This window comes from Acinetobacter lwoffii (assembly GCF_022809915.1).
GTDB classification, from domain to species: Bacteria; Pseudomonadota; Gammaproteobacteria; order Pseudomonadales; family Moraxellaceae; genus Acinetobacter; species Acinetobacter lwoffii_M.
The window spans coordinates 116,095-141,043 of record NZ_JALGQY010000007.1 but is presented as its reverse complement, the minus strand read 5'-3'; the positions used below and the strand labels follow the sequence as shown (position 1 = coordinate 141,043).

The 24,949-nt window shown below is 42.4% G+C and carries 24 protein-coding genes; 13 read left to right on the top strand and 11 right to left on the bottom strand.

Annotated features, from left to right (window positions below; translation table 11 throughout):
- Nucleotides 1-141: 141 nt before the first annotated feature.
- A complete protein-coding gene (locus MTX11_RS05700) occupies nucleotides 142-1,404 on the bottom strand; it encodes a tyrosine-type recombinase/integrase (protein WP_243474595.1) in 1,263 nt (420 codons plus the stop codon).
- 880 nt (nucleotides 1,405-2,284) lie between these two features.
- On the opposite strand from MTX11_RS05700, the gene MTX11_RS05695 reads away from it, so the two are divergent.
- Nucleotides 2,285-2,521 (top strand): hypothetical protein, encoded by a 237-nt coding sequence (locus MTX11_RS05695; protein ID WP_086044679.1) that lies wholly within the window; start codon nucleotides 2,285-2,287, stop codon nucleotides 2,519-2,521.
- A 7-nt stretch (nucleotides 2,522-2,528) separates the two neighbouring features.
- Here MTX11_RS05695 and bioB read toward each other — a convergent pair whose 3' ends face one another.
- The 3 genes from bioB to queG all read right to left on the bottom strand — a co-directional run bounded on the left by bioB (nucleotide 2,529) and on the right by queG (nucleotide 5,066).
- Nucleotides 2,529-3,530, bottom strand: coding sequence for a biotin synthase BioB (gene bioB / locus MTX11_RS05690; protein WP_243474594.1), 1,002 nt, complete (start codon nucleotides 3,528-3,530; stop codon nucleotides 2,529-2,531).
- 133 nt (nucleotides 3,531-3,663) lie between these two features.
- Nucleotides 3,664-3,867, bottom strand: a complete 204-nt coding sequence (locus tag MTX11_RS05685; protein ID WP_243474593.1) for a hypothetical protein — start codon at nucleotides 3,865-3,867, stop codon at nucleotides 3,664-3,666.
- Between the two features lie 104 nt (nucleotides 3,868-3,971).
- On the bottom strand, nucleotides 3,972-5,066 hold the full coding sequence (queG, locus tag MTX11_RS05680; protein ID WP_243474599.1) for a tRNA epoxyqueuosine(34) reductase QueG: 1,095 nt from the start codon (nucleotides 5,064-5,066) through the stop codon (nucleotides 3,972-3,974).
- A 23-nt stretch (nucleotides 5,067-5,089) separates the two neighbouring features.
- Between queG and MTX11_RS05675 the strand changes: the two genes are divergently transcribed.
- Both MTX11_RS05675 and MTX11_RS05670 read left to right on the top strand, forming a co-directional pair.
- The gene (locus MTX11_RS05675) at nucleotides 5,090-6,547 is read left to right on the top strand and encodes an NAD(P)H-hydrate dehydratase (RefSeq protein ID WP_243474592.1); all 1,458 of its coding nucleotides are present in this window, start codon (nucleotides 5,090-5,092) and stop codon (nucleotides 6,545-6,547) included.
- 10 nt (nucleotides 6,548-6,557) lie between these two features.
- Nucleotides 6,558-6,830 (top strand): acylphosphatase, encoded by a 273-nt coding sequence (locus MTX11_RS05670; protein WP_004278926.1) that lies wholly within the window; start codon nucleotides 6,558-6,560, stop codon nucleotides 6,828-6,830.
- Between the two features lie 3 nt (nucleotides 6,831-6,833).
- Here MTX11_RS05670 and ruvC read toward each other — a convergent pair whose 3' ends face one another.
- On the bottom strand, nucleotides 6,834-7,379 hold the full coding sequence (gene ruvC, locus MTX11_RS05665; RefSeq protein ID WP_004278925.1) for a crossover junction endodeoxyribonuclease RuvC: 546 nt from the start codon (nucleotides 7,377-7,379) through the stop codon (nucleotides 6,834-6,836).
- Between the two features lie 125 nt (nucleotides 7,380-7,504).
- Here ruvC and MTX11_RS05660 point away from each other — a divergent pair, with 125 nt between their 5' ends.
- Nucleotides 7,505-8,071, top strand: coding sequence for an FxsA family protein (locus MTX11_RS05660; protein WP_243474591.1), 567 nt, complete (start codon nucleotides 7,505-7,507; stop codon nucleotides 8,069-8,071).
- A gap of 117 nt (nucleotides 8,072-8,188) precedes the next feature.
- Nucleotides 8,189-8,827, top strand: coding sequence for a LysE family transporter (locus MTX11_RS05655; RefSeq protein ID WP_243474590.1), 639 nt, complete (start codon nucleotides 8,189-8,191; stop codon nucleotides 8,825-8,827).
- Here the strand turns inward: MTX11_RS05655 and MTX11_RS05650 are convergent.
- The 3 genes from MTX11_RS05650 to ahpF all read right to left on the bottom strand — a co-directional run bounded on the left by MTX11_RS05650 (nucleotide 8,811) and on the right by ahpF (nucleotide 11,253).
- Nucleotides 8,811-9,017, bottom strand: a complete 207-nt coding sequence (locus MTX11_RS05650) for a hypothetical protein (protein WP_243474589.1) — start codon at nucleotides 9,015-9,017, stop codon at nucleotides 8,811-8,813. The two genes, MTX11_RS05655 and MTX11_RS05650, sit on opposite strands and share 17 nt — an antisense overlap.
- A 144-nt stretch (nucleotides 9,018-9,161) precedes the next feature.
- Nucleotides 9,162-9,407 carry a hypothetical protein gene (locus tag MTX11_RS05645; protein ID WP_243474588.1) on the bottom strand — a complete coding sequence of 82 codons (246 nt, stop codon included), beginning with the start codon at nucleotides 9,405-9,407 and terminating at the stop codon, nucleotides 9,162-9,164.
- Between the two features lie 280 nt (nucleotides 9,408-9,687).
- Complete coding sequence (ahpF, locus tag MTX11_RS05640; protein ID WP_243474587.1) at nucleotides 9,688-11,253, bottom strand: alkyl hydroperoxide reductase subunit F; 1,566 nt, start codon at nucleotides 11,251-11,253, stop codon at nucleotides 9,688-9,690.
- Nucleotides 11,254-11,486: 233 nt separating this feature from the next.
- Here ahpF and MTX11_RS05635 point away from each other — a divergent pair, with 233 nt between their 5' ends.
- Nucleotides 11,487-11,705 carry a DUF1653 domain-containing protein gene (locus MTX11_RS05635; protein WP_129716686.1) on the top strand — a complete coding sequence of 73 codons (219 nt, stop codon included), beginning with the start codon at nucleotides 11,487-11,489 and terminating at the stop codon, nucleotides 11,703-11,705.
- A gap of 24 nt (nucleotides 11,706-11,729) precedes the next feature.
- Complete coding sequence (locus MTX11_RS05630) at nucleotides 11,730-12,320, top strand: O-methyltransferase (protein WP_243474586.1); 591 nt, start codon at nucleotides 11,730-11,732, stop codon at nucleotides 12,318-12,320.
- 11 nt (nucleotides 12,321-12,331) lie between these two features.
- On the opposite strand, the gene MTX11_RS05625 is transcribed toward MTX11_RS05630, so the two are convergent.
- Nucleotides 12,332-12,538: a KTSC domain-containing protein gene (locus tag MTX11_RS05625; protein ID WP_004645498.1), complete on the bottom strand. Its 207-nt coding sequence runs from the start codon at nucleotides 12,536-12,538 to the stop codon at nucleotides 12,332-12,334.
- A gap of 292 nt (nucleotides 12,539-12,830) precedes the next feature.
- A complete protein-coding gene (gene ahpC / locus MTX11_RS05620; RefSeq protein WP_004278916.1) occupies nucleotides 12,831-13,394 on the bottom strand; it encodes an alkyl hydroperoxide reductase subunit C in 564 nt (187 codons plus the stop codon).
- A 489-nt stretch (nucleotides 13,395-13,883) separates the two neighbouring features.
- Here ahpC and hrpA point away from each other — a divergent pair, with 489 nt between their 5' ends.
- The 6 genes from hrpA to MTX11_RS05590 all read left to right on the top strand — a co-directional run bounded on the left by hrpA (nucleotide 13,884) and on the right by MTX11_RS05590 (nucleotide 24,107).
- Complete coding sequence (hrpA, locus tag MTX11_RS05615) at nucleotides 13,884-17,822, top strand: ATP-dependent RNA helicase HrpA (protein ID WP_243474585.1); 3,939 nt, start codon at nucleotides 13,884-13,886, stop codon at nucleotides 17,820-17,822.
- Between the two features lie 30 nt (nucleotides 17,823-17,852).
- The gene (locus tag MTX11_RS05610; protein WP_243474584.1) at nucleotides 17,853-18,962 is read left to right on the top strand and encodes a beta-ketoacyl-ACP synthase III; all 1,110 of its coding nucleotides are present in this window, start codon (nucleotides 17,853-17,855) and stop codon (nucleotides 18,960-18,962) included.
- A 26-nt stretch (nucleotides 18,963-18,988) separates the two neighbouring features.
- Entirely contained in the window at nucleotides 18,989-19,741 is a 753-nt protein-coding gene (locus MTX11_RS05605; protein ID WP_243474583.1) for a 1-acyl-sn-glycerol-3-phosphate acyltransferase, read from the top strand.
- A gap of 196 nt (nucleotides 19,742-19,937) precedes the next feature.
- Nucleotides 19,938-21,944: a hypothetical protein gene (locus MTX11_RS05600; RefSeq protein ID WP_243474582.1), complete on the top strand. Its 2,007-nt coding sequence runs from the start codon at nucleotides 19,938-19,940 to the stop codon at nucleotides 21,942-21,944.
- Nucleotides 21,945-22,034: 90 nt separating this feature from the next.
- Nucleotides 22,035-23,750, top strand: coding sequence for an AAA family ATPase (locus tag MTX11_RS05595; protein WP_243474581.1), 1,716 nt, complete (start codon nucleotides 22,035-22,037; stop codon nucleotides 23,748-23,750).
- Nucleotides 23,751-23,780: 30 nt separating this feature from the next.
- Entirely contained in the window at nucleotides 23,781-24,107 is a 327-nt protein-coding gene (locus MTX11_RS05590) for a gamma-glutamylcyclotransferase family protein (protein WP_243474580.1), read from the top strand.
- Nucleotides 24,108-24,367: 260 nt separating this feature from the next.
- Here the strand turns inward: MTX11_RS05590 and MTX11_RS05585 are convergent, their stop codons facing one another.
- Nucleotides 24,368-24,820 carry a DUF441 domain-containing protein gene (locus MTX11_RS05585; protein ID WP_004645490.1) on the bottom strand — a complete coding sequence of 151 codons (453 nt, stop codon included), beginning with the start codon at nucleotides 24,818-24,820 and terminating at the stop codon, nucleotides 24,368-24,370.
- Nucleotides 24,821-24,949 lie beyond the last annotated feature (129 nt).

Genomic DNA, 24,949 nt, shown 5'->3' with positions numbered 1-24,949 from the left:
CATTTACTTTGAAGGTCGATTAGATGATATAATTAAAATCTAGTCAAATTTACTGACACAGAATTTTGAACGCCCTCAAATAATTCAAAATTATAGAGATACTCTTAATTTGAATTTAAGAGTATCTCTATAAAAATATTATTATATCGTATTGCTTAGAAACCATTCTTCATAACCTTGCATATGCATACGTAACATATCCATAGGTCGAACTGTGTAATGTTTTTCAGTAATGCTATCTGCTGCATGACCACTAATTTGATGTGTTATACCTTTTGGTAATTTAATCCATCCTGAAAGGGTTTCAAAAGAACGTCTAAAGCCATGTAAGGTAATAGTAATTTGTAGTTTTTTACGAATTTTACTTAAATCCTTATAAGGGTTCACAATATGACCAGTTTTAGACTTTAAACTAGACATTACATATGGAGAATCATCATTATTGTTATTTTTGAGGTCTTTTAATAGTTTTTCAATGTGTTTGGTCATAGGGATTGTACGACCAGCCTTATCATTTTTATCTCTTAAATGAATGGTTTTCCATCTGAAATCAATTTTTTTCCACTCTAAAGTCAAAATTTCCGTTTTACGAGCACCTGTTAACAATGCAAATTGATACATGAATGCAATTTTTTTATTTGATATTTTGTTTATTTCCTCAAATAAGGGTTTTATTTGCTCTTTTAATAGACAATCTTTTTTGGCTTTTGTTTTTTGAACATCTTTTTTAACTTTTTTTGAAGTATAAGAGTCCTTAGGTATAATGCCTCTAAAATGTTCTTCTTCTTCACACCAATTTAAAAAAGCTCTGATCATACGATAAGATTTAGATGTTGAGGTTGGCCTAATCTTATTATTCCTTTGAAGCCATTCAATAATAAACTCTTTGTTTAAGTCCGATAATTTGAGTTCTAAAAATTCATAAATTGGTTGGGGTTTATAGGTTTTGTTATTCAAAGGATTATAGCCGCCACGTGACATGTCGATATGGTCTTGATATGTACGAGCTTTCCAACTTGATTTTTGCTCATGTAAATATAATTTCCAAGCATCTTCAAACCGTATATTTTGCTTTTTAGCAAGAGCATCTTTTTTTTCAGATTCTTCAATTTTTCTTATTTTTTCATATTTAGGATTTATTCCTTCATTGCATTGAACAGTATATTTTTTAGCTAAATCTTTAGCTTCTTTTAATTTCCAATTTTTTACATCTCCAATTTTAATTCTTATCGTCTTCTTACCAACTCTGCCTTGAAATATATACGACTTACTTTTTCCACCAACTTTTAAACCAAAACCAGTCACTTCACTATCCCAGTAAAAAGCGGGTTTACTTGGATCTGTAAATTGTATTGAGTCTATGAAAGGTTTTGTAAATATCATATTAGTAGTTCTAGTAAGCATATAGTAAGCACTTTCAAGATACTATAATCAACTTAAAGAGTGAATAGGTTGTTGCATTATGATTTATAAGTCTTTGAATTAGAATATATAATAGTTTAAGTGGTTGTTATTTTTAGATTTGGTAACCGAACTCATAATCCGTTGGTCGACAGTTCAAGTCTGTCTGGGCCCACCATATAAAACAACCACTTAGGTGTATTAATCCTAGGTGGTTTTTTGTTTTTGGATATTATGAAATCTGAAGTAAGCAATTCACTTAATTGATCGTTGCTCTTATCTCGAAGGACTTAAAATGGTTGCCTCTACTGATAATTAACTTTTCTGGTTTACCTTTCAATAAAGATTCTTCGTTCCCAGCTTAATAAAAAAGCATCTCCCTCAGATATTACTTTTGTTATCTAGATTCCATAAACATCCTCTTTAATCAAAAAAAAAGTTCATATTTATGAAATAATTGTGATGTAGTTCAAAGAATACCTGCAAAAAAATTGAAAAGTAGATGAAATGCATTTTACAACTGAAAAAATTATGCTAATTAATATGAGATGATTTTTTAGTCAAAAATCATGATGTTATGAGATGATTTTTTAGTCAAAAATCATGATGTTTCAGGACGGAATATCTTAAGAAGCGTATTAAAAAAAATGATTAAACAGGAGTTTCAATGATGCTTCAGCTTTTAAGAAAATTGTTTTGTTTGCATATTTATGAGTATGAGCAAATGCAAGAGATCGGGGAACACAGGGAGTGTCGTAAGTGCGGCACGAATAAGGACTAAAGTTTTTGCAAGAAAAGTGAGCAATGGCTCACTTTTTTTATGCTTGTTATGGGCTAATTTCCGTTAAAATTAAAGGGAAATTTCATCACGATGAACAGGCATATGAGTAAAGATTTTCATGCAGATACCTATATCGTAGACAGCAAGCTGGCAGATACGCTGCACTGGCTCAGCCTGCATCAAGATAGTTATGACTCCTTTAGCTATGATGCAGTCACGCAAGCGCTGATGGTGCATCATGCCAATGGAGTAGATCAAATCCGAGTCGGAGATTATCTGAATGCCCGTTATGGCATTTTAATTACTGCACATAACTTTTCTGCGAGTTCATTAACTTAAACAGTGATTAGCTTGCCATTCCATCTGTAGCCAGACTGCGAACACTCGGTTTTAGCTGTTCTGCAACTAAACCTAATTTTGCAAAAAGTTGCTGATCCCGGCCTTGGGATGTATTAGGGGTCGTCAGCAGTTTTTCACCAGAAAAAATAGAATTGGCACCGGCCATAAACGCCAAAGCCTGATCCGAATCGCTTAAGGATTCGCGGCCGGCAGAAAGGCGAATATAACTTTTAGGCATTAGCAAGCGTGCCACGGCAATAGTACGAATCCATTCAATCACATCCAGTTTTTCTACATCTGCCATCGGTGTACCTTCAATCGGCACCAACATATTAATTGGCACAGATTCAGGATGAATTGCCAGAGTTGCAAGTTCATATAACAAACCAATTCGGTCATCACGACTTTCACCCAGACCCACAATACCGCCACTACAGACTTTCATACCAGCCTGACGTACATGATCCAGAGTATCCAGACGATCATCAAAGCTACGCGTGCTGATGATATGTGAATAGTATTCACGAGAAGTGTCCAGATTATGATTGTAATAATCCAGTCCCGCATCTTTCAAGCGTTCAGCCTGAGATCCATTTAGCATCCCCAGTGTCATGCAGGTTTCCAGACCGAGTGCTTTAACTTCACGTACCATTTCCAGCACATAAGGCATATCGCGTTCATGTGGGTTGCGCCATGCAGCCCCCATACAAAAACGTGAACTGCCTGATGCCAGCGCCTGTTTGGCTTCCTGAATCACTTTATCGACTGCAATGCGTTTTTCAGCTTCCAGTTTGGAATCATAATGCGCTGATTGTGAGCAGTATTTACAGTCTTCAGGACATTTACCGGTTTTAATTGAGAGCAGGGTACTGACCTGAACGGTATTGGCGGTGAAATGTTCACGATGAACCTGTTGCGCCTGGAACACTAGGTCCATTAAAGGCTGTTGATATAGAGCTTGTATTTCTTCACGTGACCAATCATTACGTACCGCATCACTACTGTTCATCTCTTTCCCTATCTGTGCTTATTTATCATTCGGTTCATCTTAATAAAAATAAGCTTTTGCTTCACTAGCAAAATATGACCTTATATAAATGACAAAGCCCACACGAGGTGAGCTTTGTTTTTCAGTTGCCAGATTATTTATTACTGTGATTTCCATGAATATCCTGGCCATGTAGATCACTACGGTGCTGCTTGTTAAACACGCGCTGATCCTGTTCATGCTGATTGTTTTTTGGGGAATTAATCGGGCCATGTTGCGGCTGCTGCTGTTGTTGCTTCTGCTGGTCATGCTGAAGCGGCTCCAGCAGTTCTTGATTTGGATTTTTTGATGACATCATCTTTCCTCCACTTCATTTCTGACCATTTTTATTTATGCCATAGTCTGAAACATGGGTGTGTAAGGCTTTTAAGTGAAACTGTGACGCTAGGTAAAGATGGAAAATTAACTGGATTTTGCCAGTTGTTCTTGAATAGCCCAATCGATATGTACCTGCACAATTCCATCATGCTGATCACGCTGTTGCTGAAGGGCCTGAATAATCTGCCCATTAAAGGGCGCATTGCCCAAACCAATGGCGATATTGCGCATAAAGCTTTGATAACCTGTACGGCGCATCGGGCTGCCTTCAGTCGCACTTAAAAAGGTGGCTTCATCCCATTGCCATAAATCCAGTAAACTCACTTGATCCAGTCCATGCCGCGGATGAAAATCCTCTATCGAGGTCACTTGGGCAAAACTGTTCCATGGACATATCAGCTGGCAATCGTCACAACCAAAAACCCGGTTACCAATTCCGCGTCGCAAATCTTCTGGAATAATGCCTTTATATTCGATGGTCAAATAGGCGATACAGCGGCGAGCATCTAACATATAAGGCTCGACAATGGCTTGAGTCGGACAGATGTCGATACACGTAGTACAGGATCCACAATGTTTGGTCGCGGGTTCATCAAAGGGCAGTTCCAGTGAAGTAAACAGTTCACCCAAAACAAAGAATGAGCCTGATGTTTTATGAATCAGCAAGGTATGTTTGCCTGTCCAGCCCATACCGGCACTTTCAGCCAGCGATTTTTCAAAAATTGGCGCAGAATCGGCAAATGGGCGTGATTCAAAATCTCCGACTTTTTCTCGGATTTTTGTCGCCAGGGTTTTCAGACGACCACGCATAGTCTTATGATAATCCCGGCCACGGGCATAACGCGCGATAATGGCAGAGTTGGGTGCATAAGGGATATAACGTGGTTGTGGTGCCTCGACCAGATAATCCATACGCACACAGATAATGCTGCGTGTGCCGGGAACCAGTAAAGCAGGATTGGCACGTTTTTCCAGATTATCTTCCAGAAACTTCATGTCACCATGATAACCACGATCCAGATATTCCTGTAAGCGTGCTAATTCTGCTTGAGCATCTGGTTTGGCAATGACACAATCAGAAAAACCCAATTCTAAAGCCTGCGCTTTAATCCATGCTTTTAGCTCGGCTGGATCTTGTTGATAAACTTTAATTTGCGCTTGAGAATCGGGAGTTGCCATAAACCAAAGACAGGGAATAAGAAATGCAGCAACAAGTTTACCATAGCCGTGATCTACAAGCATGGGAGCAGCGCTGGTTTCAACAGCAAAATAGTTCCTACGGTTTAATGCAACAAGTCGCCTGGGGGATTAGTCAGCGGCTGATCACTTTATTTTCCCAGCAAAAAATAAAAAAAATCGCGGTCTGCTGTGGTCAGGGTAATAATGCTGGCGATGGCTATCTTGTGGCCAAATATCTCAAACAGGCGGGCTTCAGTGTTGATATTTATGCAGTTGAGTTGGGTAATTCCAAAGATTTAGCATCGGCTGTGCAGGAAGCTCAGCAAGCTGGCTTGCAGCCTTATTCGCATTTTGATTTTCAATCTGAATGTGAGGTCTATATCGATGCATTATTCGGAATTGGTCTGAACCGTCAGCTGGACTTTGACTGGCAAAATGTTATTCAAACGATCAATCAGCAAACTGGATTAAAAATCTCAATTGATATTCCGAGTGGATTGGATGCCAATACCGGCCAGCCTTTGCCTGTTGCGATTAAAGCTGACTACACTTTCACGGGTTTAGGGCTTAAGGCAGGACTGTTTACCGGACAAGGCAAAGAATATGCGGGCAAGATCGAACTGATTTCTGCTATCCCGACAGATACTGAGCTTCAACCAATTGCTTGTCTTTCATCACATCAGATTCAATTGCCGAAGCGTGAAGCCTTTGGTCATAAAGGCAGTTATGGTCATGTCTTGGTTGTAGGTGGTCATGCCGATATGGGGGGGGCAGTGATCATGGCAGCAGAGGCAGCATTTGCTGCCGGAGCAGGTAAAGTGACGATCGTCTGTGATGCAAAACACCATACTGCGATTTTGTCACGTGCACCGAATATCATGCTGCGTGATATCAATCTTTTAACTCAGGAGCAACGCCAAGCACTGATTCAGCAGGTCGATGCAGTCTGTTTTGGCATGGGATTAGGTCGTGATTCTTGGTCAGAGCAACAATATACAGCTTGGTTTGAGCTGACTCAGCAATCTGATCTGGAGGTTGTTTTGGATGCGGATGCCTTATGGTTTCTGGCCAAGCAGCCTCAAGTTTTGAATTCCCAGACTTATGCCACACCACATCCAGGAGAAGCTGCAACTTTGCTAGCATGTAGCACTGCGGAAGTTGAAATGGATCGGATTGCAGCCATTCATGCCCTGCAACAAAAATATCAGGGACAGTGGGTGCTAAAAGGTTCAGGCAGCCTGATTCTGGAAGAAAGGCTTTACATCTGCAATGCCGGGAATGCCGGTATGGGAACTGGCGGAATGGGGGATGTGCTGGCCGGCATGATTGCCAGTCTAAAGGCGCAATTTGCGCAAAAAATTTATTTGCATGAAATTGTGACGCTGCATGCACTTGCAGGTGATGAACTGGCCAAAAATGGCGAACGTGGCTTGCAGGCACAGGATATGAAACATGCGATTTATCAGGCCGTGAATCGCTAAGGAGAATAGTGTGCCAGTCATCAAACTGAATATTTCAGGCCAAGTTCAAGGAGTCGGATACCGTTACTGGTTTGCCGAGCAGGCTCAGGCGCTTGGACTGAAAGGATATGTGAAGAACTTGAGCACAGGTGAGGTGGAGGCCGTTATTGCTGGAACAGACTCCCAACTTCAGGAAATGATTACACGAAGTTGGAAAGGGCCTGCTCGTGCAATCGTACAAGCGGTTATTCAAGAGTATCTGGAATCTGAGCTAGATGCTCAAGACTTTATAATATTGCGTTAAACCTTATCGACGACGGCTACTGACGCGACTCCGGCCGCGTGCCATACCACCCAACGCATTCAATACCGCCATTTTACTCATACTGCCTGAGGCGTGGGCATGACAAATAGCAGCAGCTAAAGCATCGGCGGCATCCTGCTGCGGTTTGATGCTGAGTTTTAGAATATTCATTACCATCATCTGCACCTGTTCTTTATCCGCAGCGCCATAACCCACTACCGACTGCTTGATCTGGCGCGCAGTATATTCAGCGACTTTCAAATCCAGATTGACCAGTGCCGCAACAGCAGCACCACGGGCCTGACCGAGTTTTAAGGCAGAATCCGGATTTTGTGCCATAAAGACCTGTTCTACCGCAGCTTCAGTGGGACCATAAAATTTTACAATGCGCTCCACGCCGGCAAAGATCCGTTTTAAACGTTCAGGCATTTCTGTCGTTTCTGTTCTGATGGTGCCGGCATCAACAAAAGTCAGTTTGGAGCCGTCTTTTTCGATAATTCCGTAACCGGTTAAACGAGAACCGGGGTCAATCCCAATAATTAATGACATGCCCGCACTTTAAAAATAGAATAATGCCCATATTGTTACATAAGCGTATCAAAAAAGCTTGATCCTGATGAAGCAGTTGATTCCAGCATCCTATTATTTATTTTACTGAGATTAGATTAATTTTCATGAAATTATTTCTTATTATCCTTGCAGGCTTAATCCTAGAAGTATTTGTCTGGATTGGCGTGGGTGACCTCGTCGGGAGCATGTGGTACGTATTTTTCTGGTTTGTGGCCGCATTTTTTATTGGTATGAATCTGATCCGTAAATACTCGGCCGGTGTAATGCCACAAATGCAGCAAATGCAGATGGCACAGATAAGTGCAGATCCTGCATTAATAGGAAATTTACCTAAAATTCTGGCAGGTTTCTTTCTGCTTATTCCTGGATTGATTACCGACGTATTGGCAGTATTGATGCTCATTCCAGCGGTTCAGCAGGTTTTTAAGGCTGCTATAATGAAAGCGATGATGAAACGTCAGCAACTCATGATGGAAAAAATGATGGGTGGCATGATGGGCGATATGGGTGGGGCACAAGGCCAGAACCCATTTGCCGAGATGATGCGTCAAATGCAGGATATGCAAAATCAGCAATCAGGTCGCGGTGATTCCACCATTATTGATGGTGAAGCACGTGAAGTGAGACCTGAGGCGAAAAAAATTGAAATGAAAGATATCAATCCAAAATAAATGTTTTATTTAAAAAATTCTATTTAAGCCGAATCTGATGATTCGGTTTTTTATTGGAGCTTTCTAATCTCTTTGAACAAACGTTATAATATATTTTTATAAATTTACCTTATTTTAATGTCTCTGCTTTTTACGATCTGTCTCCTGCATTTTGTTGCTCAACTCAGTCCCGGTCCCGATATTTTGCTCATTGCCAAAAGTGCCGCATCTACCACACGCCAGAATGCCCTGAAAGTTATTGCCGGGATCTCTGCCGGTATCGTGGTTTGGGTAATACTGACACTTGCGGGTTTTACCGTGTTAATTGACCAGTTTCCATGGATTCAACAGGTATTGATGGTGCTCGGTGGCATGTTCCTGACGAAGATGGGGTGGGCAATGTTAAAGGGTGGTGTACATAGCTTTAAAAATAGACATCAGACCGACGATGATACAAATGGACAGGTGCAAGCTAAAAACTATTTTATGTTGGGCTTATGGACCAATCTTTCTAATCCAAAAACACTGATCTATTTTAGTAGCGTATTTTCACTCGCCTTGAGTTCATCTGCTTCAGATTATTTGAAAATACAGTTAGCGGTGATTATTCCCTTGCAGACCTTTATCACCTTTGCTCTATTGATGCTGTTGATTTCCCAACCAAAAATTAAAACCTTGTACCAGCGTTCGGGGAGTTATATTGATATGATTTCAGGCGGACTATTTCTACTATTTGCATTGTGGTTATGGTATGACGCACTTATTCTGATGAATTAAGGGGTATATCTTCATTTAATGCTGGAGATATTGGTGAGGTCGGGGCAGGAGAGGCTAAATTGTCTGGTGTTTTAACAGCCGTTTGATAACGATTAGGCTTTAAGATGGTTTCAGTATTTTCAGAGCCTTGATAGCTACGGCTACGGTTGGCACGTTCGCGTAATCCACCTTTTTTAATTAACAGAACCATGGCACATCTCTCATTCAAATCCACAACTATTGTAAATCAAATCTGGATTTGATGAGGCTATTTTCCGCATAGCTATTTGAATTATTCAAGAGTAATAAAAAGACCTGTTTGAACCAACAGGTCTTTGTTGTGAGATGAATGAAATTAGCGAAGTCTTTTATCTTCTTCTTTTAAAACGTCGAGTAGAGAGTGTTGTACTGGAATTTCTTGTTGTGACTGTACATACAAATGCACCACTTTAAACACAATTGCTGTAACGAGGCAGGCTACTAGACACAAAACCCAAAAACCAAAAGGGCTGCGAATATGATGTGAGCCGCAGCTTGAGCATGATTTTTCTGTAGAGTCGACTACTTTTTCACAGCAGGCACAATGATATTGATACTGCATTATTCTTCTCCCAGGATGTTATCCTTTTTATTCTTCGATCATGAAAGATGATTTGTCGCTCTATCATAGGAGAGCTTTTCTGGGCTGGCAAGACGAGATTGCCGACAATTACATAGTATCTATATAGGATAAAAATTAATTACATGACTAAGATCGTATCAAGAAAATGATCAAACGATTCATTATTTGAAAAATATAGTTGAATCTAAAAAAGTTAATGACAAAATTAATTAAAAATAAAGCCCGCATCAAGCAGGCTTTATTTGAGCTAGTATAAAACTTATTGCCCTGAACGGATAATGTAATCAAATGCAGACAATGACGCCTTGGCACCTTCACCGGTCGCAATGATGATCTGCTTGTAAGGCACTGTGGTACAGTCACCTGCTGCAAATACACCTTTCACATTGGTTTCGTTGCGGTCGTTAATCACAATCTCGCCACGGTTGGTCAGCTCAACTTGGGTTTCTTTCAGGAAGTCCGTATTTGGCAACAAACCGATTTGCACGAAGATCCCCGCCAGCTCAACCACATGCACTTCATCCGTAGCACGGTCTTTATACTTCAGACCAGTCACCTGTGCACCGTCACCCAGCACTTCAGTCGACAAGGCATTCTTGATCACCGTAGTGTTTGGCAAGCTGTTGAGCTTGTCTTGCAACACCTGATCCGCACGCAGCTTGGTATCAAATTCCACCAGGGTGACATACTCAACAATCCCTGCCAGATCAATCGCTGCTTCTACACCTGAGTTACCTCCACCAATCACGGCTACACGCTTACCTTTGAACAGTGGGCCATCACAGTGTGGGCAGTACGCCACACCACGGGTTTTGTATTCCTGCTCACCTGGAACGTTCATTTCTCTCCAGCGTGCACCGGTCGACAGAATTACGGTTTTAGATTCCAGTTTGGCACCATTCTCTAAGGTCACTTCCACCAGACCATTGGCTGTTTCATCCGCACCTTTGATGTTAGACACGCGTTGCAGGTTCATGATGTCGACACCATATTCACGCACGTGGGCTTCCATTTCCGCTGCAAACTTCGGACCTTGAGTTTTTTGTACAGACGTAAAGTTTTCGATGTCCATGGTATCCATGACCTGACCGCCCATACGTTCAGCCACGATCCCGGTTTTAATGCCTTTACGTGCTGCATAGATTGCAGAGGTATTCCCAGCAGGTCCACCACCAATCACCAGGACATCAAAGGCTTCTTTGGCATTCAGCTTTTCAGCATCTTTGGCAGCAGCATTGCTATCCAGCTTGGCAATGATTTCTTCCAGTGTCATACGACCTTGACCGATATGCTGGTTGTCCTGGAACACCATTGGTACTGCCATGATCTTGCGTTCTTCCACTTCTTCCTGGAAGAAAGCACCATCAATCATGGTCGCTGTAGTGCCCGGGTTATAGATGGCGATCAGGTTGAGTGCCTGAACCACATCCGGACAGTTATGGCAACTTAATGATACGAACACGTCAAAGTTAGATTGAACACCCAGGCTCTTGATATTCGCCAGCACTTCATCAGAGACTTTCGGTGCATAACCTGAAGTTTGCAGCAATGCCAGAATCAGCGAAGTGAACTCATGGCCCATTGGCAAGCCTGCAAAGAATACACGTGGCTCTTCACCGGCCTTGGCAATCCCGAAACTTGGCGCACGTGCATTGGTCCCGTCAAAGCGTGCAGTCACCAGATCAGACAGTGCAGCAACCTCGGACACCAGTTCTTGGATTTTGGCTGATTTGTCAGAACTATCCAGAGTGGCGACCAGTTCAATTGGGCCTTCCAGGCGTTCTAATAGGGTTTTAAGTTGAGCTGAAGTATTTTGGTCTAACATTGCTAACGTCTCCAAAGGAGTAAATGTTTATTTGATAACAGGATATTAAATGAATTGAATAAATAGGTAAAACAGTTTGTTTTTATTTTATTGATCGGATTTACAGATTTGTTGAAAAATTCATCATTAATTTCAAAGTTCTATATGGGGGTGAAAGATTAATTTTCAAGTAGTTTAGAGCAAGAATAAGGATTTTCAGCTAAGATTAAAACAAGATATTTGAGACTTGAATGATGGAATTACAACGCGGTATTTATCAACATTATAAGGGACAGCTTTATCAGGTGTTTCATGTCGCCACGCACAGTGAAACTGAAGAAAAGCTGGTGGTTTATCAATGTCTCTACGGGGATTATTCAATTTGGGTACGTCCTTTAACGATGTTCACTGAAACCATTACCACTAACGATGATCGTGAAGTGGAGCGTTTTAAATTGATTCAGGCAATTTAAGCCAAACAGAATCAGGGAAGAGTGATGCAAAACTCAGATGAATTTGAAAGATTCATGCAGGAATTATATGAAAAGTTTCATAGGCATGATCTTAAGCAGGCAGATCGCCTGCACCGATATCGCAATATAGAACCAGAATCCGGTCGATTTTTATCTATGCTGATTCGTGCGCAACAATCGAAAAGTATTCTGGAAATTGGGACTTCTACTGGTTATTCCACTTTATGGCTGGCAGAAGCGGCTCGGCAGACTCAAGCCATGATTACAACACTTGAAGTTGATGCAGAACGGGTTATTCAGGCAAAGCAATATGCGACAGAAATAGATCTTGCAGATTTAATCAATTTTAAAGTAATTGATGCTCAGGTTTATCTGGAGGCAGAACAGGAAATATTTGATTTTATCCTGTTAGATGCTGAACGAGATGCTTATGTCAGTTACTGGCCACATTTGAGTCGATTACTTAAAGCAAAGGGCGGGTTACTGGTAGTTGATAATGTCATTTCACATGCAGCAGAAGTCGAAGAGTTTATTGCCTTAATTCAGCAAGACCCACGTTTTATCATGAGTATTGTACCCATAGGCGCAGGTTTGCTGATGGTGGGATTTCGTTAAATGGATTCACTTCAATCCATGCAAATTTTATTAAAATGTAAATTATATTCGAGATACTTTTCTACGAATGCGGCTTTGTCTTGGCGTCTTAACAGGTTGTCATAAATAAATTCAGGTACGGGATGATACAGCTCGGCATGACCATTACTGTATACAATTTTCAGGTGGCGGCTTGAGGGATTGTATTTCCAAGAAATCACGGTAAGCAGTTTTTGCATATGCGTTCCTCCACTGAATATTTCTTATCTTATCATTTGAACTTATGCCATATGGCTCTGCAGATGTATAGCTCAATTGTAAGAATCGGTAAGGATTATGAGAAAGCGAAGCAAAAGATATGCCTGAATTTTTATATGATGGATCAAGAAAGAAATAGGACTGCAATATTTAAAGTCCTAACAAAATAATTTAAAAAAATAAAATCCAGTATTGCACTGACATAAAAGTTCAAACCATAAAAAACCACGCTAAAAAGCGTGGTTTTTTTGAATCAGTTCAATCTAATTAAAATTAGATTTTACCCACTAGGTCGATTGAAGGAGCAAGAGTTGCATCGCCTTCTTTCCATTTAGCTGGGCAAACTTCGCCTGGGTGAGCGTGTACATACTGAGCTGCTTTAACTTTACGAAGAAGTTCTTGAGCGTCACGGCCGATACCACCAGCGTTGATTTCAACGATTTGGATTTTACCTTCTGGATCGATCACGAAAGTACCACGATCAGCAAGGCCGTCAGCTTCGATTAATACGTCAAAGTTTTTAGCAAGAGTCCAGTTTGCATCACCAACCATTACATACTGGATTTTTTTGATTTCTTCTGAAGAATCGTGCCAAGCTTTGTGAGTGAAATGCGTGTCAGTAGAAACTGAGTAGATTTCAACGCCTAGTTTTTGGAATTCAGCGTAGTTGTCAGCAAGGTCACCAAGTTCAGTCGGGCAAACGAAAGTGAAGTCAGCTGGGTAGAAGAATACAACAGACCATTTGCCTTTCAGGTCAGCTTCAGTAACTTCAATGAATTTGCCGTTTTGGAATGCAGTTGCTTTAAATGGTTTAACTTCAGTATTAATTAAGCTCATCATTGTCTCCATGATTGAGGTAGTCTTTGATTTTGAATAAGAGTATCGAAATTTTGGTTGATGCTAAAATGGTATTTTTACATTACAAACATCGGAAAAACCGAATTAAGTAAAAACGCGCCACTTTGGCAAAATCGGTTTGTTCATTGAGCAGCATCAAGATGATGGCCTGATGACAAAATTATCTCTTTTTCCTCGTGCTAGCAAACATGATGTTGAAACCAAAAAATTCAAGGGTCAATTCGGAAAAAAGCATAATTTCCACAAAATAATTTAAATATCAATTCCAAACTTGGACTTATGATTAAATCTAATCAGGGAAACTCATGCGTGTCATTTAGATATTTTGACAGGTTTATAGTGCGGAATTGAGAGAAATCAGGCAGCCAAAGCCAATTTGTCCGGCACTTAACAGAACTACGACTATCTGAAATCTAATGAACCAAGTAAAATAAACCTTTCCGGTTTTTTGATGTGGGTGTTTTCTCTGTGCAGAGTCATTTAAATGTAGATCAATGGATAATGGCGCGTGACCGTCACCGTTTAAATCGACTGAAAAAAGGGAAAGACGCAGATGCTAAGCAGTATCAGGAATTATTTGAAAAATCCAATCTGAAAGTACGGCAACGGCTTGAGCGTCTTCCGAACATCAAGCTAAATCAGGATCTGCCGGTAACCCAGTATGCTGACAAGCTGATTACCGCGATTCAAAAGCATCAGGTTATTATTGTAGCTGGTGAAACCGGTTCTGGTAAAACCACCCAGTTACCGCAAATTGCTATGCTGGCTGGACGTGGCCTGACCGGAATGATCGGACATACCCAGCCGCGTCGACTGGCAGCCCGCAGCGTATCACAGCGTATTGCCGAAGAAGTTGGCGAAAAACTCGGTGAATCAATTTCCTTTAAAGTACGTTTTACGGAACAGGGTTCACAAGACTCAATTGTGCGTTTGATGACAGACGGTATTTTACTGGCCGAACTGACGCATGACCGATACCTGACCAAATATGACACGATTATTATTGATGAAGCGCATGAACGTTCGCTGAATATCGACTTCATTATGGGTTATCTGAAGCAGCTATTGCCACGTCGTCCCGATCTGAAAGTCATCATTACTTCAGCAACCCTGGATGTAAACCGTTTTAGCAGTTACTTTAATGGTGCACCAATTTTTGAAGTGGAAGGCCGCAGCTTCCCGGTAGAGCTGCTTTATCGCCCGATCTCGGAAATGAGCATTGGCGGTAGTGATGATGATGAGTTTGATGATTTTGAAGAAAACCTGCCTCGCGCTGTGGTCAAAGCAGTCGAAGAATGCTTTCAGGATGCACAGGAAAAAGGTCATCCCGAACATGCCGATATCCTGATTTTTGCCAGTACCGAGCAGGAAATTCGCGAGTTACAGGAAACCCTGATCAAACATGGGCCACGCCATACGGAAGTATTAACTTTATATGCGCGTCTGGCGCTGGCCGAACAGCAGAAAATCTTTAATCCTTCTGGTGGCGGGCGACGCATTATTATTGCCACCAACGTGGCAGAAACGGCTTTAACCGTTCCGAATATCCGTTATGTAATTGATAGCGGTTTTGCCCGTATTTCACGTTATAACTATCGTTCACGGGTGCAACGTCTACCAATTGAAGCCGTTTCTCAGGCAGCCGCGAACCAGCGTAAAGGTCGTTGTGGTCGTATTGCGCCGGGTGTCTGTATACGTCTGTATTCTGAGGAAGACTTCCTGAGCCGTCCTGAGTTTACCGAACCAGAAATAAAGCGAACCAACCTGGCATCTGTAATTTTGCAGATGCAAAGTCTGGGCTTGGGTTCACTCGAAGATTTTGATTTCATCGAACCACCAGATCATCGTTTGGTCAATGATGGCCGCAAGCTCCTCATTGAACTGGGGGCAATGGCTGAGAAAAATTCTCCTAAAACTGAAGATGATCAAGCAAATCCCTCTCTTGCGTCGCATAACGCCTCACCCTTCGAGAAAGGGAGACTTCAAAGCAGTGGCTTAACCAAGATCGGTCAGCAAATGGCGAAAATGCCGATCGATCCACGTCTGGCCCGTATGATTCTCGGTGGCGCACATTTTGGTGTGCTGAATGAAGTGCTGGTGATTGTGGCCGCACTTGCAGTTCAGGACCCGCGTGAGCGTCCAGCGGACAAGCAGATGCAGGCGGATCAGAAACATGCACTATTCCGTGAAGCCGATTCTGATTTCCTGTTCTATATCAAGCTCTGGGAGACGCTGCACAATAACCGCGAAAGCATGAGTGAAAATAAGCGCCGTACTTTTGCGCGTAATCACTTCCTGAGCTGGCTGCGTCTGCGTGAATGGAAGAAAACTCATGAGCAGCTGGTGGACTTGGCTCAAGGCCTAAAACTGTCATTTAATGAAAAGAAAGCCAGTTATGAGAATCTGCATCGTGCCTTGTTGACCGGTCTCTTATCGTTTATCGCCAACAAGACCGATGAGCGTAATGTCTTTATGGCGGTGCGTCAGCAAAAAGCGCGGATTTTCCCGGCTTCTACCTTGCACAAGACCAATACGCCGTGGGTGATGGCCTTTGAAATGGTCGAGACCTCCCAAGTGTATTTGCGTACCCTTGCCAAGATTGAACCGGAATGGATTCTGCTGGCGGCGCGTGACCTGCTCAAACATCATTATTTTGAACCGCACTGGTCGAAAAAAGCCGGTGTGGTGAATGCCTATGATCAGATTTCATTATTTGGTCTGATTATTGAGCCGAAACGCCCAATCAATTATGAAAAAGTAGATCAGGCGGCCGCGCATGAAATTTTCTTACGGGATGCTTTAACTACCGGTCATCTAGGGATTAATCCGCCATTTTTAAAGCATAACTTGCTGAAACTGGAAGAAGTCGAGCGAGTAGAAGACAAGCTGCGCCGTCGTGATCTGGTTGTTGATGAAGAAACCATTTACCAGTTCTATGCCTCCAAAGTGCCGCCTGAAGTGGCCAGCCGGCGTAGTTTTGAAGACTGGCGTGCCACAGTAGAGCCCCAGAATCCGCGTTATTTATTTGTTGATGACGATGCGCTGTGGCTAAATGATCGTCCAACCACACAACAATTTCCGGACTATTTGCAGAATGGTAGCCTGCGTCTGGCGGCGACTTATCGCTTTGACCCGAGTCATGATGAGGATGGCGCGACAGTTAAAATTCCACTGCAAGCCTTGGCACAGGTCGATGAAGGTATCTGGTCATGGGGAATTCCCGGCTGGCGTCTGGAGCTAATTGAAGCATTGCTAAAAGCTTTGCCGAAGGATAAGCGCCGTAATCTGGTGCCGATTCCGGATACTGCACGAAAGCTCATGGCAAAAGTGGATGCGCAGGATTTACAGAAACATATTTTTAGTTTTTTGGCATTCCAGTTGCGTGGTGATCAAATCACTGAGAAAGATTTCAGTTTTGACCGGGTCGATCAGTATCTGTTGCCATTTATTAAAGTGACTGATGAAAAAGGCCGTGTCATTGAACAGGGGCGTGATCTGGCGGAGCTGAAAGCACGCTGCCGCACTGAAACGCATAGTCCGGTTAAACAGCTTAAAGGTGAATTTAAAACCTTCCCGGAAAGTTTCGTATTTGAAGCCTCGCAAAAAGTCACCGGTGTCGTGGTCAAGCAGTATCAGGCGCTGGTTCCGACCAAAGCTTTTGCTGCCCTGGAGCAGAAAGATGAATCGGGTGTAGTGATCCAGACTTTCAATGATCAGGCTGAAGCGATCAAAAAACATCGTGAAGGGGTGATCCGACTGGTGCATATGCAACTCGGAGACTTGACCCGCCAGTTGAAAAAACAGATTTCCAAACCTCTGGCGCTGGCTTATTCACCACTCGGTGATAAGGCACAACTGGAACAAATGTTAGTTTATGCCACACTGCACATGTCTATTAATGAGCTACCTGTCAATGCGCAAGAGTTCCAAAAGCTGGTTGAAGATGTAAAAAAATCTTTCTTGACTTATGGCCAAGTTGCCCTGAAAGAGATCACGGATATTTATATCCAGTGGCAGGAAATCCGCCGGAAATTATTGGTTTTAGATCATTCTGTGTTTGAAAAAAATATCAATGATATTGAAGATCAACTTGATTTAATGAGCCTTTCTGACTTTGTGTATCGTAAACCTTCCGATGTATGGATCGAATTTCCACGTTATTTGAAAGCCTTGATCTTGCGTTTAGAGCGCTTGCCCAATAATCTACAAAGGGACAATTCCGCCATTGACCAAATTGATCAATGGATGGAAAAATTATTCAAGTTTAAAGATGACCCTCGCCTGAAAGAATTGTATTTCATGGTCGAGGAGTTAAGAATCTCATTGTTTTCACAACCGATGAAAACAAAAGCACCCGTGTCTCCAACTCGCTTGCAAAAAGTATGGGATCGTCTTGGAATCAGTTAAGATATAGGTAATTCAGATAAGGAATTTTACATGGGCATCCGCATTACGGGTACGGGCTTATTCCATCCGGAACATGTCATTACCAATGAAGAATTAGTTGAAAGTTTAAATGCTTATGTGGAACTTTTTAATCACGAAAATGCTGACAAAATCGCTGCAGGCGAAGTGGAAGCACGTCGTGGTTCTAGCGCAGACTTTATTGAAAAAGCATCTGGCGTACAACGCCGTTATGTCGTAGAAAAATCAGGTATTCTTGATCCAAAACGCTTACGTCCAAATTTACGTGAACGTGAAGATGATGAAATTTCACTGCAGGCAGAATGGGGTGTAATCGCAGCCAAGCAGGCGATGGAAAATGCCGGTGTGACTGCCGAAGACATTGATATCGTGATCTTGTCATGTTCGAATTTGCAACGTGCTTATCCTGCTGTCGCCATCGAAATTCAGACCGCTCTAGGCATCAAAGGTTATGCCTATGACATGAACGTGGCGTGTTCTGCAGCAACATTTGGTCTGAAACAGGCTTATGATGCGATCAAAGCAGGCGCGCGCCGTGTGTTATTGGTGAATGTAGAAATTACCTCTGCACATACCGATTTCCGTTCACGTGACTGTCACTTTATTTTTGGTGATGTGGCAACCGCTTCAATTATTGAAAATACTGACAGCAAAACCGGTTTTGAAATTCTGGATTCTGAGTTGTTTACCCAGTTCTCGAATAACATCCGCAATAACTTTGGTTTCCTGAATACTTCTGAAAATGCTGACATTGATGACAAACGTTTCCGTCAGGATGGTCGTAAGGTATTTAAAGAAGTCTGTCCACTGGTTGCGAAAATGATTACTGCGCAACTGGAGAAGAACCAGATTGAGCCGACAGGTGTTAAACGCTTCTGGTTACACCAGGCCAATGCCAGCATGAATGAACTGATCCTGAAACTGGTCGTTGGTAAAGAAAATGCCAAACCTGGTCTGGTACCGATCATTCTGAATGAGTTTGCTAACACTTCTTCTGCTGGGGTGATCATCGCCTTACACCGTACTGCACATGAAGTTGAAGATGGTGAGTACGGCGTGTTGTGTTCATTTGGTGCGGGTTATTCGGTAGGTTCGATTCTGGTCCAAAAGCGCGTGGCATAATCCGGAGTAGATAGGGAGCAGACAGCTTGCAGGTCAAACATGATGGGCAATGGATTAGACGCTTAAGTGCCTTATCCAAATTATATTTTACCCCTACCTTTTTAGGGGCTGAATATATTGATGCCAGTCGGCCTGCAATGTATGTCGGTAATCATTCCATGTACGGCATCTTTGATTCGCCGATGCTGATTGATTACCTCTATAACGAACATAAAGTGGCTGTGGTCAGCATTGCGGATCATAGCCATTTTTATGTGCCCTTATGGCGTGAAGCCGTGAAGAAGTTTGGGGCAGTCGATGGTATCCAGCATTATGTACGTGCTGTGATGCAGCAGGGTTATTCTATTCTGGTCTTTCCGGGAGGTGGACGCGAAGTACTTAAACGTCAGGGTGAACAGTATCAACTGATCTGGAAACAACGCTACGGGTTTTTAAAGCTGGCTCAGGAATTTAACTATGATATTGTCCCTTTTGCCGCGCTCGGTGGGGATGAAGTCTACGAGATTGGCTTTGATGCCAATAAGATCATCCAGTATAAATATTTTCAAAAACTCCTCAAAGTACCGCAACTCAATAAATTATTACGTCAGGGTGATGTGATTCCATCTTTGCCTAAACGATTATTCCCAAAACGCCTGCCATTTTATTTTCAGTTTATGCCGCGACAATCGATTGCTGAGGTTCAGACTCAGGAAGAGCTGATTGCATTTCGACACAGCTTGCAGCAACATATTTATACTGGTTTAGCCGAGCTTAAGGCGCTACGTCAGCAAGACTAAAAAAGAAAAATTCTTCCTGTAAAATCTAGGCTATGATCTATTGAGATGTTCTATTTTTAGCAATGAGGATGCATGGACTGTTTTATAGTGCAAGTGATGCCATAATGTATTTTTAAGTGTTCACTGATTGGCGATCAAGGACTCAGCATGATCCAATATAAAAATAAGATGATTCTAAGATGACCGAGGTGCACGTATGGAACAGGAAAGCTTGGTAGCATCTTTAAGGTTATTGGCACAACAATGTTTACGGATTTCTCCGGAGCTGAACCAGCTTTATCTTGATCAGATGGCGATGATTGGTCAGCTGAATGCACAAAATTTAATAAAAATTCAGCAGGATCAGTGCCGGATTGAATTGCTGGATGGTCTGTTTTATATCCAGTTTCATACTCCCTATGCACTAGACTCTGGAGCTGCACCTGCTTTGGTTGACAGTCATTTTTATTTTCAGCAATGTAAGGCAGAAGCCCTGGAGGAATTCTTTTTACAGGATATCTATTTCCTGACTGGCGATTTAAAACCACAGCATTCGCTGTATTTACGCGACAAAGCCAAACAGTTACGTCAGCTTATCCTGGCTCAGGTTTATGCGTGGGTTAATGGCCTGGAACGGGTGTCCGAATTTTTGCAGCAAATGTCGATTGTTCAAGCTGAGATTATCGACCAGCAGCTGATCAAGGCCGGGTTGTATACAGCACCTGTCATGCAAAACTTTATTCAGGATGAACAAGAGATTCCACAGCAGATTCTTGAAAGCTTGCAACAGGCTTTTTCTTTGGAGTGTCTACAGCAGGATGAATTCCTGTCGATCCAGTCATTGATGGACAGTCTGGATGAGTTCTGTTTTAGCGCCGCACAGTTTTTGCCTCCGGCACTGTTCCGGATTATGTCGCTGTCTTTTGAAGAGCGCTTTAATCTGCATGAATTGAATGATCATACTGATGATATCTGTTTGCTATATCGGCATGCTGAGGAGCAAAGTAATTTGCTCGGTTTTGTCCGATTGATGAACCGGGACGTGTGGCATCGGGATGATTTATTATCCAAACGGAATTTCCTGGAAAATCATCCGTATTTATGGCAGAAAAAAGTAGCCCGATTGCCACTATTTGATTGTCATCGTGCCGTGAACTGGATCTTCAAGCAACCGGCCGAGGTACTGGACTGGATCAGTAATAATATCCAGCATAGCAGTGTACGCGTTGCAGTAACTGCCTTAAGTTTTGTAGACAGCCATCATATTCATCCCCAGATTATTTTGGCGACTTTGCAATATTTTCAATATGTCTCGGCGCGACTGTTTATTCATAGCATGCATGAATATGCAATCCAGCATGACTGGTTTCAGCATCAGTATAATCAGGCGGTGGTATTAAAAGGCACACGCCAATCGATTGAGGATCAGCGGATTGCGATTAGCCCTTCAATTCTGTATCTGGACGAATGGATGGAGCTGCTGCGCAATGTGGTTAAAATGGATGATCAGCTGACTAAAAAGGTTTACCTGAACTTGAGCCGGATGATGCAGGCTTATATGCAGCATTTATATAAAATTACGGCGCATTTACCCGATGAGGTTCTGGTGTATATTCAGCCTCAAAGCCAGCAGAACCGTGATTTCTATAATGTTCTGCACCGCTATCGCATTCCTTTTACTGAGTTCAGGCAGCTGTTTTATTTGCAAAGCGGGCATGTACGTGAGTCGCTTTTTGACAGTTATGTGCGTGACTATCTAGTAGAGTATTTTTCCAGTCATACAGAAATACCGAAAAACCTGAGCTGGACCAGTTTGTTTAATCAGGCGGTCGTCTGGCATGATCAGATTCAAAAGCAGGAAATGATCGCCAAGCTGAAAAAACAGTTTGCACTGGTGAACTGGACACCAATCACTCAGGTTTCATTTTTACTGTATTTCAACTGGCGTTTTGAAGAGCTTAAAACTTTGGAGCGGATTTTAGAGGAATCTAAAATTTTCAGGAACTGTCTGGCGGCAAGCTATGCTCAGCAAATTGTGGAAGGGCAGTATGTGGCCTTTCGCATGTCTCATCCCGCTGTTCGTCTACCCTTGATCTTGGGGTGTCAATTGGTGAATGGACAGGTGATCTTTGATCAGCTGGAATATCCGAATAACCAGAAAGCAGAAGCTGAATACAGTAATATTGCCATGCATTTTATTAACTGGCTCAACTTGCAGGCCTGACAGTTCAATACAGCTTGTTTTCCGCCATGACGCTTAACTTTTCCGCTAAAAATCGTTAGGCTATAGCCGTTCTTTTACGGTATTGCTCTTATGAAACAGGAAACTGCCCTTAAGTTACTTAAAGCAGGAGAAAATGTCTTTTTAACCGGTTCTGCCGGTGCAGGAAAAACCTATACGCTGAATCAATATATTAATTATTTAAAGGCGCGTAAAGTCGCCGTTGCCATTACTGCATCTACTGGTATTGCAGCCACACATATGAACGGTATGACTATTCATACCTGGGCAGGCATTGGCATTAAAGACTTTTTGTCTGAAGAAGACTTAAAGCGGATGAAAGAGCGCAAATACTTAAAAGAACATCTGGAAAATGCGCAAGTCCTGATTATTGACGAAATTTCAATGCTGCATGCCAAGCAGCTGAATCTGGTCAATCAGGTGCTGAAATATTTCAAGGAAAGTGATGAAGCTTTCGGTGGTATTCAGGTGATTGTAGCAGGGGACTTTTTCCAGTTACCGCCAGTCGGTAAAAATGATGAGCGTAACCGCGACAAATTTTGCTTTATGTCGGATGCTTGGGTCGAAGCCAAGTTTCGTGTCTGTTATTTGACCGAGCAGCATCGTCAGGGCAATGATTATCTGAATGACATCCTGAACGCGATTCGTGCGCAGGCAATTAATCATGAACATCGCACGGCTTTACAGGCCACGCGACATCAAGAAATTGGCGAGACCTATACGCGCCTGTATACGCATAATATGGATGTAGACAGTATTAACTTTAAGCATCTAAATGAAATTGACAATGATCCGCGTCAGTTTGATGCACAATGCGATGGCAATGAAAAGCTGATCGAAACCTTAAAATCGTCAGTGCGAGCGCCTGAAGCTTTAACCCTGAAAAAACATGCCAAAGTCATGTTTGTAAAAAACAACTTTGATATGGGTTATATCAATGGCAGTCTGGGCGAAGTCATCAGTTTTGAAGAAGATGATGAATATGGTGTGCTGCCCAAAGTCAAACTGACCGATGGCACGACACTGGTGGTTGAGCCTGAAACCTGGTCGGTAGACAATGAGGCCGGTAAAACCATTGCCAGTTTCCAGCAGATTCCATTGCGTCTGGCTTGGGCAATTACTATTCATAAATCACAAGGCATGACCCTGGAAGCTGCTGAGATTGATCTGAGTCATACCTTTGAAAAAGGCCAGGGCTATGTCGCCTTGTCCCGTTTAAAAAGCTTAAATGGCTTACGTTTAAAAGGCTTTAATGAACAGGCTTTGGAGCTCGATAGTCTGGCGATTAAAGCCGATCGCCGTTTTCAGGAACTTTCTGATGAAGCCGAAGCGAATTTTGAAAATGTCGATTTGACGGCACAGCATAAGGCCTTTATCCGACATTGTGGCGGGACTTTGAATGAAGTTGAAATCCAGCGCAATGAGAAGAAAATTTCCAAGAATGGGGGTAAGCAAAGCTATGCCGCTGCAACGCTAGACGAAACGCGTGAACTGTTTGAAGAAGGTTATGAAATTGCCGATATCGCGACTGAACGTGGTTTGACCCCGGCAACCATCATCAATCATTTGGGGCGTTTGCATAAAGAGCAGGGGCTGGATATCTCGCTGGCACATCCGGGTGAGGAAGTGGTGGAGCAGGTTCGCAAGATTTATAAACGCCTGACCAAGCGTCAAAACTCGGAGCATTTTAATGATGACGGTTCTATTAAGTTGCGTCCGATTGTGGAATTGACCACGCCTAAAATGGCTTATGACCAAGTGCGTCTGGCACTACTATTTGTAGAATAATCATCAAAATGATGTTTAAGAGTTCTTAAGATGCACAGTTTATTCGTATACGGCACGCTTCGTCCCCAGCAACCCAATGCCCCTGTCATGGAGCGGATTGGGGGGAGCTGGAAAGCCGGTTATATTCGTGGGTATTTGCAGCAGCGTGGTTGGGGTGCTGAGCTGGGTAGCCCGGGTATTCAGCTCAGTGATTCGGGAGAGACTGTTCCGGGTTATGTATTCATATCCGAGAATCTTCCCCAATATTGGGATGAGCTGGATGCATTTGAAGGCGATGAATATCAACGTATCCCGGTTAAAGTATATTTGGAAAATGGTCAGACGATAGAAAGTTTGGTCTATGCTTTGAAAGATTAGACTGGGGTGTGTCATTTATTGAATTTCTGATTTTTATCAGGTCACCGCTTTTAAAGATTATTCACTTTCCTTTGACTTGGTTTCAAAAGATTGAATTAATAAAGTATTCCGTTGATCTGATAGTATCTTCTGAGCAAGCCTGAAGCACTGCTTTAAAGCTTAGCGCAAGATAAGCAACGGGTGATCTGCATATTTCCGGTCATGTGATTCTTCTTGAGAAATCATTGCATACTGGGAATACGCACTGATGATTTGAACATTCATTGTGTACTAATCAATAAGGATAAAATCCCAGCCGCAATTAAAGGGCCGACTGGAACACCGCGTAATACTGCTACACCAGCCACTGTGCCTAATAACAGTCCGGCCACCACATCTGGCTGATTTGACATCAGCTTCACTCCACGTCCGCCCAGCCAAGCGACAAAGACCCCAATCGCGATTGCCAGCAAAGACTTCCAGCTGAGGAAAGACTTGAGAATACTTTCTCCTGAAATTTTGCCACTGGCAATCGGTGTCAGAACACCAATGGTCAGAATAATAATGCCGATATTTAAACCGTGTGCCTGTACATAGGGTAATAAACTGCTGAGAGGCGTGATTTTTAAAACGATTAATACCGCTGCAGCAATGGTGACGGCGCTATTGTGACTGAAAATACCGCAAGCCAGTAAAACCAAAAGAACAATCAGATTCAGATCAAGTTGCGACATAAGCGGGAGAGAAAGAATGAAAAATAAAGCTATTGTAGAGCTTTTCAACGCATGATACCTAGAAAAACAGCGGAAGAAACCAAATTCATGACTGTTTCAGGATAGAATGCACAGGTCTTCACTCGATAC